Source organism: Sphingomonas ginsenosidivorax (genome assembly GCF_007995065.1).
GTDB classification, from domain to species: Bacteria; Pseudomonadota; Alphaproteobacteria; order Sphingomonadales; family Sphingomonadaceae; genus Sphingomonas; species Sphingomonas ginsenosidivorax.
The window spans coordinates 3,649,455-3,664,033 of record NZ_VOQR01000001.1 but is presented as its reverse complement, the minus strand read 5'-3'; the positions used below and the strand labels follow the sequence as shown (position 1 = coordinate 3,664,033).

The window sequence follows — 14,579 nt, the reverse complement described above, 5'->3', positions numbered from 1 at the left end:
GAGATCAGTCGGGCGCAATCAATCGGGAGGGGGCAGGTCGAACTCGTCGCTGCGCCGCGGGACCGACGATTTGAGCAGTTCGTCGCTCCGCTCGGGCCGCTGCTGCGTGGTCGGCGTCAGCAACTGCGTCGGGGTCGGCGTCGCCTTCGCACCATAGGGTGCGACCGGCAGCGCCTTGCCCGCCGCGGGTTTCAGACCGTCGGCCGCACCGCAACCGCCCAGCACCAAGGCCGACGCCAGCGCGCCAATCGGGATCAGCCGTTTCATGTCTCGTCTCCCCGCGCGGCACGAACCGCCGCGCGCACATTGTCCGGCGCGGTGCCGCCGAAGCTGGTCCGGCTGGCGACCGACGCGTCGACCGAAAGCACGTCGTACACGCGTTCGTCGATCCGCGCATCGATCGCTTTCAGATCGGCGATCGGCAGTGCGTCGAGCGCGATGCCCCGCTCCTCGGCGAGCTTCACCGCGCGACCCGTGACGTGATGTGCCTCGCGGAACGGCAGGCCTGCCTCTCGGACCAGCCAGTCGGCGAGATCGGTCGCGGTCGCGAACCCGGCCTCCGCCACGCCGCGCATCCGCTCGGTCTTGAACGTCGCGCTCTCGACCATCCCGGTCATCGCCGCGATCGACAGCGCGAGCAGGTCGCGCGCCTCGAACACCGGCGGCTTGTCGTCCTGCATGTCCTTCGAATAGGCGAGCGGCAGGCCCTTCATCGTCACCATCAGCGCAGTCATGCAGCCGAGGATACGCCCCGAATGCCCGCGCACCAGCTCGGCGGCGTCGGGGTTGCGCTTCTGCGGCATGATCGAGCTGCCGGTCGACCATTGGTCGCTCAGCGCCACGAACCCGAAGGGCTGCGACGCCCAGAGCACGAACTCCTCGGCGAGACGCGACAGATGCAGCGACGTCTGCGTCGCCGCGGTGAGGAACTCGATCGCGAAGTCGCGGTCGCTGACGCCGTCGAGCGAATTGCTCATCGGCCCGTCGAACCCGAGCGCGCTCGCCGTCATGTCGCGGTCGATCGGGAAGCCGGTGCCGGCGAGCGCGGCCGAGCCCAGAGGCGACCGGTTCATCCGCGCGCGCGCGTCAGTGAAGCGGCCGACGTCGCGCGCGATCATCGCGTGATACGCCATCAGGTGATGGCCGAGCGTCACGGGCTGCGCGGATTGGAGATGCGTGAAGCCGGGCATCACGCTCGCGGCATGCTCGTCCGCGCGGGTCAGCAGCGCGCTCTGGAAACCGCGCAACGTCGCCAGCGTCTCGTCGATCGCGTCGCGCACCCAGAGGCGGAAATCGGTCGCGACCTGGTCGTTGCGCGAGCGCGCGGTATGCAGCCGGCCGGCGACGGGGCCGATCGCGTCGGCGAGCCGCGCCTCGGTCTGCATGTGGATGTCCTCGAGGACCATGTCCTCGTCGACGCCGTTCGCTTCGTAATGCCCCGCGACCTGGTCGAGCCCGGCAGCGATCGTCTCGGCGTCGGCGGGCGAGACGATCCCGCGCGCACCGAGCATCGCGACATGCGCCTTTGAGCCTGCGATATCCTGGCGCCACAGCCGCTTGTCGAAGGGGATCGAGGCGTTTATCTCGCGCATCACCGCGGCCGGCCCCTCGGCAAAACGCCCACCCCACATCGCATTGGACCCGTCCATGGTATCGCGCGTGCTGATCGTCTGTCTCCTGGGTCTCGCCGTCACGGGGTGCGATAGGAAATCGCCGGCTCCCGAGCAAGCACCGCAGCCTGCCAACGTGGTGGCGACGGACGAGGTCGCGGCGGCCCCCGACGAAGTCACCGCGGGTCCCGCCGCCCCCGCCGACAAGCTCGACCGCAGCCATAAGGGCGAGGCTGGCCCCACGGTCGCGTTCACCGCGCCCGACGGCAAGGCCGTGACGCTCGCCAGCTTCAAGGGCAAGCCGCTGCTGCTCAACCTGTGGGCGACCTGGTGCGCGCCGTGCGTCGCGGAAATGCCGACGCTCGACGCGGCGGCAGGGACGCTCGCGCCCGGGGTGCAGGTGATCGCGGTCAGCCAGGACCTGCAGGGCGCAGCGAAGGTTACGCCGTTCTTCGCGGCGAAGAAATTCGCGAACCTGAAGCCGTATCTGGATCCGAAGCTGGGTCTCAGCCTCGCCTACCAGGCGAACCTGCCGACGACGATCCTGTACGATTCGGCGGGCAAGGAAGTGTGGCGGATGACCGGCGGCTATGAATGGAACACGCCGGCCGCCGCGAAACTGATCGCCGAAGCCTCGTAAATCGGGGGAAACGATCCTCCCCCGCCAGGGGGAGGTGGCGCCGTAGGCGTCGGAGGGGGCGGACACGGAACCTGCGTGGCGCCTACCGCCCCCTCCGTCACGCTGCGCGTGCCACCTCCCCCTGGCGGGGGAGGATTAAGATACGCGTCCCAGCTTAACGGAGAGAAAAGCGCCCTGCCCGCTCTGCAAGGGGGTGCGGCTGAGCAGGGCGCCGAACCAGGACTACTTGGGAGGGTCCGGCTCTGATCCCAAGATGGGATCCCGGTCTCGGATTGCAACTGTGCCGGCCCGCCTTGGTGACGAGCCAAAGGTTGAGTGGCGAGCCGGCACTTCGTCTGTAACGCGTAAAATGGGTTCGCGCCCCCAACTCGATCGAAACTCGCCGAGATAGGGTCGACCGCGCGCGTCAGACGTCGAGATTGGCGACGTTCAGCGCGTTGTCCTGGATGAACTCGCGCCGCGGTTCGACGACTTCGCCCATCAGCTGGGTGAAGATCTCGTTGGCCCCCTCAGCGTTGAGCGCAGTGACGCGGAGCATCGAGCGGACATTGGGGTCGAGAGTGGTTTCCCAGAGCTGCTCGGCGTTCATCTCACCCAGCCCCTTGTAGCGCTGGATCGCGAGGCCCTTGCGGCCGGCGGCGAGGATCGCGTCGAGCAGGTGGCTCGGCCGCGAGACCTGGGTCGATCCGCGCGTCGCCGTGGCGGTCGTGACGGTGCCGGGAACGCCCTCACCCTCTTCGGCGCCCTCGGCGTCGCCCTCGGATGCGTCGGCCGCAGGCGTCTCCTCGACGATCTGTACCTTGCCCGCAGGGACCAGGTTCGAAGTGCGCCCGAAGCTCTCGGCCTGTTCGGCGGCGAGCGCGTGCAGTTTGCGCGCCTCGGCCGAGATCAGGAAACTTGCCTCGACGATGTGGTGATCGGTCACGCCGCGCCAGGCGCGCTCGAAGTGGATCCCGCCCTCCTCGGTCAGCCGCGCGGTCCAGCGCGCGTCGCCATCATCGGCTTCCAGCCGGCGCGTCACCGTTTCGAGCGCAGCAATGCGCGCATCGCGCGACGCTTCGGGATCGAACATCCCGCCCAGCGCCAGCGCCTCGATGATTCCGGCGTCGTAGCGCTTGGGGACGTAGCGCATCAGCGTGCGCATCCGCCGCGCATGGTCGACCAGCTCGCGCAGGTCGCCGCCCGACCGCGCGCCGCCCGGTCCTTCGAGCACCATCGCCGCGACACCCGCCTCGACCAGATATTCGTCGAGCGCGGCGTCGTCCTTGAGGTAGACTTCCGAGCGCCCCTTGGTCGCCTTGTAGAGCGGCGGCTGCGCGATGTAGAGATAGCCGCCCTCGATGATCTTGGGCATGTGGCGGTAGAACAGCGTCAGCAGCAACGTGCGGATGTGCGCGCCATCGACGTCGGCGTCGGTCATGATGACGATCTTGTGGTAGCGCAGCTTGTCCGCGTTGAAGTCGTCGCGGATCCCGGTGCCCATCGCGGTGATCAGCGTCCCGATCTCGCGGCTCGACAGCATCCGGTCCTCGCGCGCACGCTCGGTGTTCAGGATTTTCCCGCGCAGCGGCAGGATCGCCTGGAAGTGCCGGTCGCGGCCTTGCTTGGCCGAGCCGCCGGCCGAGTCACCCTCGACCAGGAACAGTTCCGACTTGGCGGGATCGCGCTCCTGGCAGTCGGCGAGCTTGCCGGGCAGCGAGGCGATATCCATCACGCCCTTGCGCCGCGTCAGTTCGCGGGCGCGCTTGGCGGCCTCGCGCGCGGCGGCAGCGTCGATGATCTTCGCGACGATCGCCTTGCCGTGCGCGGGGTTCTCTTCGAGCCACTCGGCCATCTTGTCGGCCATCAGGCTTTCGAGCGGCTGGCGGACTTCGGACGACACCAGCTTGTCCTTGGTCTGCGACGAGAATTTCGGATCGGGCAGCTTGACCGAGACGATCGCGGTCAGACCCTCGCGCATGTCCTCGCCGGTCAGCTGGACCTTCTCCTTCTTCAACAGCCCCGACTTCTCGGCATAGTTGTTGAGCGTGCGCGTCAGCGCGGCGCGGAACGCGGCCATGTGCGTGCCGCCGTCGCGCTGGGGTATGTTGTTCGTGAAGGCGAGGACGTTTTCGTAGTAGGAATCATTCCACTGCAGCGCGACGTCCATCGTGACGTCGTCGCGCGTGCCGCTGATCGCGACCGGCTCGGGCATCAACGGCACCTTGGCGCGGTCGAGATACTTCACGAACGCAGCGATCCCGCCCTCGTAATAAAGCTCGACGGTCTTGCGCTCTTCGTGCCGCGCATCGCTCAGGAACAGACGGACACCGGAGTTCAGGAACGCCAGCTCGCGGTAGCGATGCTCGAGCTTGTCGAAGTCGAAATCGGTGATCTTGAACGTCGCGGGCGACGGGAAGAAGGTGACTCGCGTGCCCTTCTGGCCCTCGGCGGCGTCGCCGACGACCTTCAGCGGCAGCACCGCGTCGCCGAACGCGAAGCGCATGTAATGCTCCTTGCCGTCGCGCCAGATCGTCAGGTCGAGCCATTCGCTCAGCGCGTTGACGACCGAGACGCCGACGCCGTGCAGGCCGCCCGAGACCTTGTAGGCATTCTCGTCCGACGTGTTCTCGAACTTACCCCCGGCGTGGAGCTGGGTCATGATGACCTCGGCCGCCGACACGCCTTCTTCCGAATGGATGCCGGTCGGGATGCCGCGGCCATTGTCGGTGACCGACACCGATCCGTCGGCGTTCAGGACGATGTCGATGCGGTCGCAATGCCCGGCGAGCGCCTCGTCGATCGCGTTGTCGCTGACCTCGAACACCATGTGGTGGAGGCCCGACCCGTCGTCGGTGTCGCCGATATACATGCCCGGGCGTTTGCGGACCGCGTCGAGACCCTTGAGGACCTTGATCGAGTCCGCGCCGTAATCGCCCTGGTTGGGCAGGTTGGGATTGTTGCTTTCGGGGGGTATTGCCATGCCGAGTATATAGGCATGCGGCCTGTGAAACGGAAGCGAAATGGCCCCGGTCCGCGCTGCCCCGTCAGCCCTTGGCGGGGCCGTGCTGCAACTGCCACGCGATGCTGCCCCACAGGCTGCGCGTGTGCAGCACGACCGCGTCGCGCGCCGCGCGCGCCTGGGGCGTGGAGGCATCGAGCTGGTCTAGGCTCGCGACGTTCGCTTCACCCAACCGCTCGGCCTGCTGCACCGCGTTCGGATCGCTCGAGAGCACCGACAGCCACACACCTTCGACGGCGAGGCGCAGCGCTACGATCTGGGCTTGAAGATCGGCGACGTCGTCCATGGTCGGTCTTTCCTGTGGTGGACGCCCGCCCTCGCCACCACGCGCTTCGCTGTCAAGTCGGCCGGCGCGAACGCCGGCCGGCCAGGATTCAGCGCGCGAACGAGTCCGCGCGCTGGCCGAGCAGGGTCACTTCGACGCGACGATTGCGGCGCATGCCCTCGGTGGTTGCGTTCGACGCGACCGGGTCGGCCTCGCCGTGCCCGACGACGCTGAAGCGTGCACGCACGACGTCCATGTCGTCGAACGCCTGGCGCACGCTCGCCGCGCGCCGCTCCGACAGCTGCTGGTTGTGCGCGTCGGTGCCGCGCGAATCGGTGTAGCCGTCGATCGCGACGCGGACGCCGGGGTTGCCACGCAGATAGCGCGCGAGCGGGCGCAGCTTCTCGATCGCGCCGGGGCGCAGCACCGCGCTGTCGGTCTGGAACAGCACGTCCTCGGACAGCGTCAGCGTCGCGCCGCGCGGGGTCTGGCGAAAGCCATAGTCGCGCATCGCGCCGCGGTCCCAGGTCGTCGTCTCGATCACGACGGTTTCGACACCGCGCGGACCACGCGGGCCATCCCCACGCCCCCGCGCGTAACCGTCCCAGTCGAACCGGTCGCGACGCGGGCCGGCGAGGCGGGCGAATTCGCGGTTGGCGTCGCGTGCTTCCTGCGGGCTGATCCGGCCGTCGCCATTGGCGTCGAAGTTCGGCATCACGAACGCGCGACCGCGCGGCGTTTCGCGCAGTTCGGGGAACAGGATCGGCACGCCGGCGCCGGCCAGGCGATAGCCCGGACGCGCCCAGGGCGGATTGCTCATGTCGTAGCGCGCCTGCGCGAGGACGGGCGTGGCGCTGGCGGCCAGCATCACGATCCCCAGGGCTGCGCGTGCGATAGTCTTGGTCATAGCTCTCTCCATGGCCCCCGCCATGCATCCGTCGCTAGGGTCGCGCGGTTGAACGCGCGGTGAGCCGTGCCGACAGCTCCCGTTCAGACCGCGATCCGCGTCGCGCGCGCGCCGACCTCGGCGAACAGCGCCTCCTCGGTGCCCGTCATCCACACCTGCCCGCGCCCCTCGAGCCGCGCGAACAGCGCGGCACGGCGCGCCGGATCGAGATGCGCGGCGACTTCGTCGAGCAGCAATAGAGGTTGATGCCCGGTCCGCGCCGCGACCAGATCGACATGCGCGAGCACGATCCCCAGCAGCAGCGCCTTCTGCTCGCCGGTCGAGGCGAGCCCCGCGGCCTGGTCCTTGTCGCGGTGCGTGACGATCAGGTCGGCGCGGTGCGGGCCGACCAGCGTCCGCCCCGCCGCTGCATCGCGCGCGCGGCCGCGCCGCAACGCATCGAGCAGGTCGTCGACGTCGCCGCCCCAGCCGGCAAGCGCGAGCGTCGCGCGCGGGAAGCCGCCGGCGGGCTGGTCGGCAAGCGCATCAGCGAGCAGTGCCACGGTCTCGCGACGCGCCGCATCGATCGCCGCGCCGTGCTCGGCCATCTGCGCCTCGAGCGCCGACAGCCATTCCGCATCCCCCTCCTCGGCCAGCAGGCGATTGCGCGCGCGCATCGCCGCGTCGTAGCGCGTCGCGTGCGTCGCGTGCGTGTTCGACAGCGCCAGCGTGAGGCGGTCAAGGAAGCGGCGGCGCTCGCCCGCGGGCTCGACGAACAGCCGGTCCATCGCCGGGGTCAGCCACAATACCGTCAGCCACTCGGCGAACGCGTTGGCGCTCGCCGCCGCGCCCTGGATCCGGACGATGCGGCGTTCGGGCGCCGAGGCCTGCGTACCGGTCGCGAGCTCGACATCGCCTTCGGCCCGCGCGAGCGTGGCCGCGACGCCGAACCCGCCGGGCCCGCCCTGCCGCGCCATGTCGGACAGTGCGGCGCGACGCAGACCGCGGCCGGGAGCGAGCAGCGACACCGCTTCGAGGATATTGGTCTTGCCCGCGCCGTTCTCGCCGGTCAGCACGACGAAGCCCGGGCCCGCCGCGAGCGTCAGGTCGGCATGGTTGCGGAAATCGGTGAGGACGAGGCGCGACAGCATCGCTTCCGCCTTAGCGGCGGCCCGGCGCCTCGCCCACCCCCGCGTCAGGTTGCCGGGTCAGACCGCCGAGTCGGGCCGCTGGTCAGATGGGGAGCGGCTTCACGGCCTTGGGTGCGCTGAGGTACGAGGCGAGCTCCGCGCCCAGTTCGCGTTGGGCGCGCAGATACGCCACCGGCTCGCGGATGCCGAGCCGCGCCCGCGCGACATCGATCGGTTCGTCGAGCAGCTGCAGATAATCCTCGCCCGAAATCCACCGCGCGTGGCGTCCGTTGCGATAGCCTTCCCAGACCGCCTTCGCGAACAGCGCGGTGCCCGTGACGCGCACGCTCTTCGCGGCGGCCGCCGATGCGATCAACGCCCAGCCGAGCCCGCCGACCTGCGCAAAGCTGAACGCCGCCAGCGACGCCTCGCCAAGACTCTCGTCAGCCTTGTACCCGGTCAGCACGTGCCAGATGTCGTGGCAGTCGCGCACCCGACGACCGAGCCACGCATAGGGATGCGGCATGCCGTCGAGCGAGGGCGCGACCTTGCTGACCTCGACCAGCCCGTCGGCGGAATAGCCGGTCTCGGCAAGGAAATCGCGATAGGCCGCGCCGACTGTGCCGGGGGCGAAGCGCGCGACATAGGCGGGATCGGAGAAGCGGGGGGCCAGCTCGACCCGGTCATAGGCGATTCGCCCGCCCTGTTCGGTCGCGAGCAGCCGCGCATAGTTCCTGGCCGCATTGCCAACGTTGAGCGCACGCATGATGCGGAACACCTGCGTGGTGTCGTCGCCGTTCGCCATCAGCTTGCCGATCGCATCCAGCGCGGTGCGCCAGTCGCGGCGGCCGGACGTACCAGGAAACGGGGGAAGCTTCGCCATCGACTCGCGCTCCTTACTGACAATGGTGTCAATAAAGCGCGCGGTGCTGTCTCGTCAAGTCAGGACGCGCGTTCGCGGCACCCGGACCATGTCGGCTGCATCGCCGAGCGCCTTGTCGAGCGTCGCCATCGCAAAGCCCCGGTCTTCGGCCAGCGCCAAGTGGAGCGCGTCGGACGAGCGCAGTTTGAGGTCGGGCTGTTCCAGGATCGCGGCTGCGCGTGCGAAATCCCGTGGTACGACTTGCTCGACTGGGATCCCGTCACGCAGGAACGCGCGCCAGTCCTGCATCACGGCCAACCATGAAGCCTGATCGATTGCGCCAATGCGGCGCTTGAGCGCCAGCGCGCCGGAAAATTCGTTGACGACCCAATCGCTGATCACCACCTTGTCGGCATGACGATCGAGCCACTCGCGGACCGACTCGCTGGCCGCCTCCGCCGCGAACGCCGAGACCAAGACCGACGTATCGCAATAGATGGTCAATAGCGGGCGTCGTCACGCATCCGACGGACGATGTCGGCGGCATTGCTCGGATCGAACGGAAGGCTGGCCGCCAGTCGCCGCAGCGCATCGACGTCGATAGGTTTGCGCACCGGGTCGGGTTCGATCCGCGTGACCCGCGCGACGGCCTGACCGTCGCGCGCGATTTCCACGACCTCACCGGCCTCGACCCGCGCCAGCAGCGACTCGATCTGGTCCTTCAGGTCGCTGACATTCACCGCGTCCATGCCGCGATCATACCGCCGATCACCGATCGGCGGCAAGCGTCACACCCGCATCGGCATCAGCACGTACAGCGCGGGCGCCTTGTCGTTCTCGCGGATCAGCGTCGGGGCGGCGGCGTCGGCCAGATGGACCTCGACCATGTCGCCGTCGATCTGCGCGAGGATGTCCATCAGATAGCGGCTGTTGAAGCCGATCTCGAACGGCAGGGCCACGTAGTCACCCGGCACTTCCTCGGCGGCGGTGCCGTTTTCGGGGCTGGTCACCGACAGCGTGATCTTGTCGCGGTCGAGCGCCATTTTCACCGCACGGGTCTTCTCGGTGGCGATGGTCGAGACGCGGTCGACGCCCTGCATGAAGCTCTTGGGGTCGATCTTGAGGATCTTGTCGTTGCCGGTCGGGATCACGCGGCTGTAATCCGGGAAGGTCCCGTCGATCAGCTTCGACGTCAGGATCGCGCTGCCCAGGTCGAAGCGGATCTTGGTCGGCGACAGCGACACGCCGACCGACCCGTCGACCTCGTCGAGCAGTTTGCGCAGCTCGCCGATGCATTTGCGCGGCACGATCACGTCGGGCATCGATTCGGCGCCCTCGGGCCGCGGCAGCGTGACGCGTGCCAGCCGGTGCCCGTCGGTCGCCGCGGCCTTCAGCACCGGCGTCGTGCCGTCGCCGTCCGCCACGTGCAGGAAGATGCCGTTCAGATAATAGCGCGTTTCCTCGGTCGAGATCGCGAAGCGCGTCTTGTCGATGATCTGCTTCAGGGTTTCCGCAGGCAGTTCGAACTGCGTCGGCAGCTCCCCTTCGGCGATCACCGGGAAATCGTCGCGCGGCAGCGTGCCGAGCGAGAAGCGCGCACGCCCAGCGACGATCGTCATGCGACCCTCGGCAGCGGCGAGCTGGACCTGCGACCCTTCCGGCAGCTTGCGCGCGATATCGAACAGCGTGTGTGCCGACACCGTCGTCGCACCCGGCTGGTCGACCGCGGCCGCGACCGATTCGTTGATCTGCAGGTCGAGATCGGTCGCCATCAGCTTCAGCGTCCCCTCCGCCGTCGCTTCGAGCAGGACGTTGGAAAGAATGGGGATAGTGTTGCGCCGCTCCACCACGGACTGGACGTGGCTCAGCCCCTTCAGGAGCGTTGCGCGTTCGATCGTCGCCTTCATGAAAATTCCCCCCGCCGCCGCAGCCGGATTCGGGCTGGGGGCAATCCGCGTACAGCCTACCCAACAACAAAGGGTCGGAGCAAGCGCCCCGACCCTTCGCGTGTCACAGTAAATGCGTGGTTAACACGCTCGACCACTGGCGATCAGAAGCGGAAGCCGTAGCTGGCGACCACCTGGTGGCGGTCCGTGTCGACGTCGAACCGGCCGCTGGTGCCGCCGGTCGCATAGTCGATGTTGCTGCGCTCGTAGTTCGAATAGCGGTATTCGAGCTTGGCGTAGCTGTTCGGGCCCATCGCATGCTCGGCGCCCGCGCCGAGACGCCAGCCGTCGAGGTTGAAGCGGGTGTCGGTCGTCTGGCTGGTGCTGCCTGCGAGCACGTTCAGCTTGGCGTTGGTGTAGCCGCCCTTGACGTACAGCATCGTGGTCGGCGCGACGACATAGCCGGCGCGCGCACCGACATAGATGTCGCGGCCCTGCTTGACGCGACCGAAGCCGAAATCGCTGGTGTAGTCGTTACGGTCGCTCTTCGCCGTCGAGCCGGTCAGTTCGGCCTCGGCGCCGAGCACGACGTTGCTCGAGGTCGCGATGTCGTAGCCGATACCGCCGCCGTACAGCAGGCCGTCGATCTTCTGGTCGTCGCGCCCGTTGTTGTTCGACACGCTGCTGCCGGCGCCGGTGTGATCATAGCCGAGCGTGGCTTCGACGCGCGCGCCGCTGAAGGTCGGGTTGGCGCTCTGCGCGAGCACGGGAGTCGCGAACGCCGAGGTGGCGACGAGGGCGACGAGGATCTTACGCATGGGATACTCCACTCTTTGCATCCGCCCCCGAACACGGGGCGGACGGGCCCAATGGACCAGTCCGCGGCGCGTTGCATGAACCCCAGATAAACGCGGAAATCCGTTGCGTTTGCGCCACAGGGGGTTGAAACGCGGCGTATGATTCCAAGCCCGCGCCGAGCCGAATTGGACGACGGTCCAGCCGAGCCCCATGGCCGGCGCAAGGGCCGCGATTTCGTCGCGCGCCACGGCGAAACCGTGTTCAACGCCGCCGGGCGACTGCAGGGCGATGCCCCGCACACCCCGCTGACGCGCGCCGGATTCGCGCAGGCCGACGCGCTCGGACAGGCGCTGCACGCGCTGCTCGGCGACCGACCCGCGCTGACGCTCTGGGCGTCGCCGACCGGGCGCGCGCTGCAGACGCTCGCGGTGATCGCGGAACATCTGGGACTCGACTGGCACGACGCCCGCACCGACGCACGACTGGTCGAGATCGGCATGGGGTCGTGGGGCGGGCGGTCCTATGCGGACGTCGTCGCCGAGCAGGGGTCGATCATGCTCCCGGGCGGGGCGCTGCGATGCGCGCCCGACGGCGAGACCTATCCGCAGATCGCCGCGCGCGTCGGCGGCTGGCTGGCGGATACCGCACAGGATCAGGGCGACCGCCTCGTCGTCATGCACGGCATTTCGAGCCGGGTAATGCTCGGCGTGATGACGGACGCCCCGGTCGATCCGTTGCTCGGCGCGCCGATCGCGCCGGGTCTGCCGCAGGGGTCGATCACGCTGGTCGAGAACGGCCGCGCGAGCGTTCCGCATCACGGTACCGGCCTCGCGCCCGCATGAGGGCGTTGCTCGTCCTGCTCCTGGTCGCCACCCCCGCCGCGGCGCGTGAGCAGATCGGCATCTACAAGCGCTGGGGTGCGTTCCGCGACGCATCGCCGCGCCGCTGCTACGCGATCGCGCGCCCGCTGATGGCGGGAGGGCGTCCCAACGGGTTCGCGAGCATCGCCAACTGGCCGCAACGGGGTCTGCGCGGATCGCTCCACATCCGCCTGAGCCGCGAGCGCGATCGGTCGGCAGGCGTCACGCTGACCGTCGGCGAACGGCGGTTCGCACTTGTCGCCAACGGTCTCGATGCCTGGGCTACCGACGCGCCGAGCGACCGCGCGATCGTCGCCGCGCTGCGCTCCGCGCGCAGCATGAGCGTCGAGGCGGTCGGCGTCGGCGGTCGCCCCTTCGCCGACGTCTATGCGCTGGCCGGCGCGGCGACCGCGATCGACGCGGCGACGCTGGCGTGTAGCGGGGGGTGAGGCCCGCACAGCGACATCGCCATCTATCACCCCCCCCCCCGGCGAAGGCCGGGGCCCAATTGGGGGACGATGGTAACGGCGCTCTGCCCGAGGTTACGAGGACCTTCCCAGTTGGGCCCCGGCCTTCGCCGGGGAGGTAAAAAAGCAGGAAGGGGTGCGCCAGATTCCCCGTCCCGCACCCAGTAGAAAAAACACCAGAAATCCCCTATGTGCCCGCGCATGCAGACCGCCGCCAACCTGATGCCCATCCCCGGGCACATCGATCCCGTGCCCGTTCCCCGCACGCTGGCCCCGCGCAGCGACGGGCGTATCGACCTGCTCGGGCTGTCGCTCGACGACCTGCGGATGGCGCTGGAGACGTCGCAGCTCGAGCCGCGCCAAGCGAAACTGCGCGCCAAGCAATTGTGGCACTGGATCTACAACCGGGGCGCGACCGAGTTCTCGGCGATGACCGACATCTCGAAGACGATGCACCCCTGGCTCGAACAGCGCTTCGTGATCAGCCGTCCCAATGTGGTCGAGGCGCAGGTTTCGACCGACGGGACGCGCAAGTGGCTGCTGCGCTCGGACGACGCGCAGGATTACGAGATGGTGTTCATCCCCGACGCGGATCGCGGCACGCTGTGCGTGTCGAGCCAGGTCGGCTGCACGCTCAACTGCACCTTCTGCCACACCGGCACGATGCGGCTGGTCCGCAACCTGACGCCCGCCGAGATCGTCGGGCAGGTGATGCTCGCGCGCGATTCACTCGGCGAATGGCCGAGCCAGCCCGAGGGCCGGATGCTCACCAACATCGTGATGATGGGGATGGGCGAGCCGCTCTATAATTTCGAGAATGTCCGCGACGCGCTGAAACTCGTCATGGACGGCGCCGGCCTCGCGCTCAGCCGCCGGCGGATCACGCTGTCGACCAGCGGCGTGGTGCCGATGATGGCGCGCGCCGGTGCCGAGATCGGCGTCAACCTCGCGGTATCGCTGCACGCGGTGACCAAGGAGGTGCGCGACGAACTCGTGCCGCTCAACCGCAAATACGGCATCGAGGAACTGCTCCAGGCGTGCGCCGACTATCCCGGCACCAACAACGCGCGCCGCATCACGTTCGAGTATGTGATGCTCAAGGACAAGAACGATTCGGACGCGGACGCGCGCGAACTCGTCCGGCTGCTGCGGAAGTACGAGCTGCCGGCCAAGGTCAACCTGATCCCCTTCAACCCGTGGCCGGGCGCGGAATACGAGTGTTCGACGCCCGAGCGGATCAAGTCGTTCTCGAGCATCGTGTTCGGCGCCGGGATCTCCGCGCCGGTGCGCACCCCGCGCGGGCGCGACATCGATGCGGCGTGCGGACAGCTCAAGACCGCCGCGGAGAAGAAAAGCCGCGCGCAGCTCGATCGCGAAGCGGCTGCCGGACCGAATGTCTTTGCCTGATTGGGGTGCGTTGGGGCTGGCGGCGGTTGCGGGGGTTCTGGGCGGCGCGATGAACGCGCTGGCCGGCGGCGGCAGCTTCGCGACGATGCCCGCGCTGATCGGGCTGGGCGTACCGTCGACCTTCGCCAATGCGACGAGCAACGTCTCGCTCCAGCCCGGTGCGATGGCGAGCGCCTGGACCTATCGCCACGGGCTCGAACCCGTCTCGGGCGTCGGCATGCGGACGATGGCGGGGACCACCTTTATCGGCGGGCTGGTCGGCAGCCTGTTGCTGGTCGCGACCTCGGCGCGTGCGTTCGACCTGATCGTGCCGTGGCTGCTACTGTTCGCGACGCTGGCGATCGCGTTCGGGACGCAGGCGTCTTTGTGGCTGCGCTCGCGAGTCGAAATCGGGCCGAAGTCGCTGGTCGGCGTGCAGGCGATGCTCGGAATCTATGGCGGCTATTTCGGCGGCGGCGTCGGGCTGATGCTGACCGCGGCATGGGGGCTGTTGTCGGGCGCGACGCCTGCCGAGCTCGCCGCGCCGCGCACGCTGATGCTCGCGGTCGCCAACCTCGCCGCGACGATCATCTTCATCGCGACCGGGATGGTCTATTGGGCGCTGTGCGTGCCGATGCTGCTCGGCGGGATCGTTGGCGGGCATTTCGGGGCGAAGCTGGGGCTGGTGCTGCCGGCCAGGGTCATCCGGGTGTGGACGCTGCTGGTAACGATCGCGACGACGATCGTGTTCTTCTACAGGGCCTACGCCTGACACTCCCTCTCCGTCA

16 protein-coding genes are annotated in these 14,579 nt (G+C 68.6%); 5 read left to right on the top strand and 11 right to left on the bottom strand.

Annotated elements, in window-relative coordinates; genetic code table 11:
- Nucleotides 1–18: 18 nt before the first annotated feature.
- On the bottom strand, nt 19–267 hold the full coding sequence (locus FSB78_RS16820) for a hypothetical protein (RefSeq protein WP_147083695.1): 249 nt from the start codon (nt 265–267) through the stop codon (nt 19–21).
- Nucleotides 264–1,631 carry an argininosuccinate lyase gene (gene argH, locus FSB78_RS16815; RefSeq protein WP_147084282.1) on the bottom strand — a complete coding sequence of 456 codons (1,368 nt, stop codon included), beginning with the start codon at nt 1,629–1,631 and terminating at the stop codon, nt 264–266. The genes FSB78_RS16820 and argH overlap by 4 nt, the downstream gene beginning before the upstream one ends.
- A gap of 115 nt (nt 1,632–1,746) precedes the next feature.
- On the opposite strand from argH, the gene FSB78_RS16810 reads away from it, so the two are divergent.
- Nucleotides 1,747–2,250: a TlpA family protein disulfide reductase gene (locus FSB78_RS16810; RefSeq protein ID WP_338419982.1), complete on the top strand. Its 504-nt coding sequence runs from the start codon at nt 1,747–1,749 to the stop codon at nt 2,248–2,250.
- 406 nt (nt 2,251–2,656) lie between these two features.
- Here the strand turns inward: FSB78_RS16810 and gyrB are convergent, their stop codons facing one another.
- From gyrB to FSB78_RS16765, 9 genes are all read right to left on the bottom strand, one after another.
- Nucleotides 2,657–5,212, bottom strand: coding sequence for a DNA topoisomerase (ATP-hydrolyzing) subunit B (gyrB, locus tag FSB78_RS16805; RefSeq protein WP_147083693.1), 2,556 nt, complete (start codon nt 5,210–5,212; stop codon nt 2,657–2,659).
- A gap of 64 nt (nt 5,213–5,276) precedes the next feature.
- Nucleotides 5,277–5,537, bottom strand: coding sequence for a hypothetical protein (locus FSB78_RS16800; RefSeq protein ID WP_147083692.1), 261 nt, complete (start codon nt 5,535–5,537; stop codon nt 5,277–5,279).
- Nucleotides 5,538–5,625: 88 nt separating this feature from the next.
- Nucleotides 5,626–6,423, bottom strand: coding sequence for an OmpA family protein (locus FSB78_RS16795; RefSeq protein WP_147083691.1), 798 nt, complete (start codon nt 6,421–6,423; stop codon nt 5,626–5,628).
- An 83-nt stretch (nt 6,424–6,506) separates the two neighbouring features.
- Nucleotides 6,507–7,553 (bottom strand): DNA replication/repair protein RecF, encoded by a 1,047-nt coding sequence (gene recF / locus FSB78_RS16790; RefSeq protein ID WP_147083690.1) that lies wholly within the window; start codon nt 7,551–7,553, stop codon nt 6,507–6,509.
- An 82-nt stretch (nt 7,554–7,635) separates the two neighbouring features.
- Nucleotides 7,636–8,415 carry a Coq4 family protein gene (locus FSB78_RS16785; RefSeq protein WP_147083689.1) on the bottom strand — a complete coding sequence of 260 codons (780 nt, stop codon included), beginning with the start codon at nt 8,413–8,415 and terminating at the stop codon, nt 7,636–7,638.
- A 54-nt stretch (nt 8,416–8,469) separates the two neighbouring features.
- Complete coding sequence (locus tag FSB78_RS16780; protein ID WP_147083688.1) at nt 8,470–8,898, bottom strand: type II toxin-antitoxin system VapC family toxin; 429 nt, start codon at nt 8,896–8,898, stop codon at nt 8,470–8,472.
- The gene (locus tag FSB78_RS16775; protein WP_147083687.1) at nt 8,895–9,143 is read right to left on the bottom strand and encodes a type II toxin-antitoxin system Phd/YefM family antitoxin; all 249 of its coding nucleotides are present in this window, start codon (nt 9,141–9,143) and stop codon (nt 8,895–8,897) included. The genes FSB78_RS16780 and FSB78_RS16775 overlap by 4 nt, the downstream gene beginning before the upstream one ends.
- Before the next feature lie 39 nt (nt 9,144–9,182).
- Complete coding sequence (dnaN, locus tag FSB78_RS16770; protein WP_147083686.1) at nt 9,183–10,301, bottom strand: DNA polymerase III subunit beta; 1,119 nt, start codon at nt 10,299–10,301, stop codon at nt 9,183–9,185.
- A 143-nt stretch (nt 10,302–10,444) separates the two neighbouring features.
- Entirely contained in the window at nt 10,445–11,098 is a 654-nt protein-coding gene (locus FSB78_RS16765; protein WP_147083685.1) for an outer membrane protein, read from the bottom strand.
- Between the two features lie 165 nt (nt 11,099–11,263).
- Here FSB78_RS16765 and FSB78_RS16760 point away from each other — a divergent pair, with 165 nt between their 5' ends.
- The 4 genes from FSB78_RS16760 to FSB78_RS16745 all read left to right on the top strand — a co-directional run bounded on the left by FSB78_RS16760 (nt 11,264) and on the right by FSB78_RS16745 (nt 14,563).
- The gene (locus tag FSB78_RS16760; protein WP_422396720.1) at nt 11,264–11,920 is read left to right on the top strand and encodes a histidine phosphatase family protein; all 657 of its coding nucleotides are present in this window, start codon (nt 11,264–11,266) and stop codon (nt 11,918–11,920) included.
- On the top strand, nt 11,917–12,387 hold the full coding sequence (locus FSB78_RS16755; protein ID WP_147083683.1) for a hypothetical protein: 471 nt from the start codon (nt 11,917–11,919) through the stop codon (nt 12,385–12,387). Before FSB78_RS16760 ends, FSB78_RS16755 begins: the two co-directional genes overlap by 4 nt.
- Before the next feature lie 219 nt (nt 12,388–12,606).
- Nucleotides 12,607–13,812 (top strand): dual-specificity RNA methyltransferase RlmN, encoded by a 1,206-nt coding sequence (gene rlmN, locus FSB78_RS16750; RefSeq protein WP_147083682.1) that lies wholly within the window; start codon nt 12,607–12,609, stop codon nt 13,810–13,812.
- Entirely contained in the window at nt 13,799–14,563 is a 765-nt protein-coding gene (locus tag FSB78_RS16745) for a sulfite exporter TauE/SafE family protein (RefSeq protein ID WP_147083681.1), read from the top strand. Before rlmN ends, FSB78_RS16745 begins: the two co-directional genes overlap by 14 nt.
- Nucleotides 14,564–14,579 lie beyond the last annotated feature (16 nt).